3 protein-coding genes and 1 pseudogene are annotated in these 2,660 nt (G+C 69.1%); 2 read left to right on the top strand and 2 right to left on the bottom strand.

The features are described from left to right. Positions 1-377: BON domain-containing protein (locus JWP28_RS19615; protein WP_299545541.1), on the top strand; the 377-nt coding region annotated here is incomplete at its 5' end. A 35-nt stretch (positions 378-412) separates the two neighbouring features. Here the strand turns inward: JWP28_RS19615 and JWP28_RS19610 are convergent. Together JWP28_RS19610 and msrB are read right to left on the bottom strand one after the other, a co-directional pair. Further along, complete coding sequence (locus JWP28_RS19610) at positions 413-1,216, bottom strand: phytanoyl-CoA dioxygenase family protein (protein WP_299545540.1); 804 nt, start codon at positions 1,214-1,216, stop codon at positions 413-415. A 163-nt stretch (positions 1,217-1,379) separates the two neighbouring features. Beyond that, positions 1,380-1,865: pseudogene (gene msrB, locus JWP28_RS19605) on the bottom strand (peptide-methionine (R)-S-oxide reductase MsrB); the annotation flags it as partial. A 57-nt stretch (positions 1,866-1,922) separates the two neighbouring features. On the opposite strand from msrB, the gene JWP28_RS19600 reads away from it, so the two are divergent. Next, the coding region (locus JWP28_RS19600) for a biotin carboxylase N-terminal domain-containing protein (protein WP_299545539.1) at positions 1,923-2,660 on the top strand (738 nt) is incomplete at its 3' end.

Below are 2,660 nucleotides of genomic sequence, written 5' to 3'. Positions count from 1 at the left end.
GCGCCCGGGGCCTGGGGCCGCAGGGCTACAAGCGCTCCGACGACCGAATCAGCGACGACGCCCACGAGCGGCTGACCGACGACACCTGGCTCGACGCCACGAACATCTCGATCTCCGTCTCCGGCGGTGAGGTGACGCTCTCCGGCACGGTGGAGAACCGCGAAGCCAAGCACCGCGCCGAGCGGCTGGTCGAAGACATCTCCGGCGTGAACCACGTGCAGAACAACCTGCGGATCGTGAAGGTCGGCTTCCTGCGCAGCGACTCCACCGGCTACGGCGACAGCGTGGCCGAGGCCCAGATGCGCCGCGACGATCCGGCGTCCACCGGCACAGGCGGCGCCGGCGGCGGCCAGTCGACGGCGGGGAAGAAGAACTAGCGTTCGTGGGATGACGAGGTGGGTGCGGTCGCGCTCTAATACGCAAACGCCCGGTAGCTCTCTTGCTGCCGGGCGGCCTCCGCCTTGGTCGGGAATACCGGGTTGAAGCGCAGCCAGTAGCGCGCCCGGTCGGGCAGGGCGCCCAGCACCTCGGCCGGGACGCGAATGTTCACCTCGGGACGGAACAACCAGCGGCGGGAGTAGCCGATCACCACCATCGGCCGCGGGATCGCCGTGCGGTTGGGCGTGCCGCGGTGGATGTGGCGCACATCGCGGATCATCACGTCGCCCCGGGCCATATGGACGGGGATCAGCGGAGCGGCGCCCGAGGCAATCCGCGCCATCCCGTCCGCCTTGGAGGTCATGTGGGTGCCGGGCGCATATTCCATCGGCCCGTTCTCGGCGGTCACGTCCACCAGGGGGAAGTTGACCGCCAGCTGGTAGGGCGGGGTCTCCGCGCCGCTCTCTGGAAACAGGAGCTGGGTGTCGCGGTGCAGCTCCTGGTGCTCGGAGCCCAGCAGGGGCGTGTCGCTGGCGAGCTGGCACATCACCCCGTCCGCGCCGACCAGTTCCTCGACCACGGCCATGATCGCGTCGTTGTCGATCACCCGCGGGTCGGCCCAGAGGTCCTGGAAGGGCAGGGTCACGTAGTGGCGGTGGGCGCCGCGGTTGGGGTCGTCGCCCTCGCGCGCCACGGCGGCCTTCAGCAGCGGTTGGAGGGCGGCGTTCCAGGCATCGATGGTGGCGGCCGGGATCAGGCCCCGCAGGATCGTGACGCTGGTCTCGCGGACCTCGTCGGCGCGGGCGCGGGCGCGGCCTTCGGCGGAACGGAGTTTCATGGCAAGGCTCCCGGCAGGACGCAGGGGCAAGGCTAGCCCCGACCGAGCGGCCAAGCTTTGGAGACGGATCGTCGCATGACGGCGGACGTCAGCGCGGCCGCGCTGAGGAAACCGTCGTGGAAGGCGCCGTCGAGGCCGCGGTGGAGGGGGTCGAGGCGGTCGCCAGGCCCTCGCCGCGCCCCAAACGGTCGGGCAGGGGCGCGCCGTAGGGGACGAACTCCAGCGACACCGAATTGATGCAGTAGCGCAGGCGGGTCGGCGGCGGTCCGTCGGGGAAGACGTGGCCCTGGTGGCTGCCGCACCGCGCGCAGGTCGTCTCGATGCGGACCATTCCGTAGGAAACGTCGCGCACCGCCTTGATGTGCGCCTCGTCGACCGGCGCCCAGAAGGACGGCCAGCCGGTGCCGCTCTCGAACTTGGTCTTGTGCTCGAACAGCGGCAGGCCACAGAGCCGGCAGCAGTAGACGCCGGCGTCCTTCTGATCGAGCAGGCCGCCGCAGAACGGGGCCTCGGTGCCGTGGTGCAGTAGCACCTCGGCCTCCTCAGCGGTCAGCGAGGCCTCCAGGCGCTTGCGTTCCTCTGCGTTAGGCGGGGTCAGGTCGAAACCGGACGGGGAGAGCTGGGGCGGGGAGAGTTGTGGCGTGCTCATGACGCGCAATCTAAGGTCCCGGCCTTCGGTTCGGAAGTGAGGCGCGTGCGCAACTAGATGTTTTCAAAGATCCTGATTGCCAACCGCGGGGAAATCGCCGTCCGCATCATCAAGACCTGCCGCCGCATGGGGATCGCCACGGTGGTGGTCTACTCGGAAGCCGACGCCGACAGCCTGGCTGTGGAAATGGCCGACGAGAGCGTGTTGATCGGTCCCGCCCCGGCGGCCGAGTCCTACCTGGTGGCGGACAAGATCGTGGAGGCCGTGCGCCAGACCGGCGCCGAAGCGGTGCATCCGGGCTTCGGCTTCCTGTCGGAGAGCGCCGCCTTCGCGCGCCGCCTGGCCGACGAGAAGATCGTCTTCATCGGCCCCAATCCCCACGCCATCGAGGCCATGGGCGACAAAATCGAGTCCAAGAAGTTCGCCACCAAGGCCGGCGTCTCGGTGGTGCCAGGCCACATCGGCGAGATCGACGACACGGCGCACGCGATCAGCATCTCCGAAGGCATCGGCTACCCGGTGATGATCAAGGCCTCGGCCGGCGGGGGCGGGAAGGGCATTCGCGTCGCCTGGACCCGCAAGGACGTCGAGGAAGGCTTCCCGGCGGTGAAGGCCGAGGCCAAGGCCAGCTTCGGCGACGATCGCATCTTCATCGAGAAGTTCATCGAGAGCCCCCGCCACATCGAGATCCAGGTGCTCGGCGACAAGCACGGCAACGTCGTCCACCTGTTTGAGCGCGAGTGCTCGATCCAGCGGCGCAACCAGAAGGTCATCGAGGAGGCGCCGAGCCCGCTG

Source organism: Phenylobacterium sp. (genome assembly GCF_028290885.1).
Classification (GTDB): domain Bacteria; phylum Pseudomonadota; class Alphaproteobacteria; order Caulobacterales; family Caulobacteraceae; genus Phenylobacterium.
The sequence above is the reverse complement of the archived record's forward strand: the minus strand, read 5'-3'. Positions and strand labels throughout refer to the sequence as shown.

Coding starts and splice junctions, on each gene's coding strand:
- JWP28_RS19610 (WP_299545540.1), bottom strand. CDS start 1,216: ATGAAACTCCGTTCCGCCGAAGGCCGCGCCCGCGCCCGCGCCGACGAG.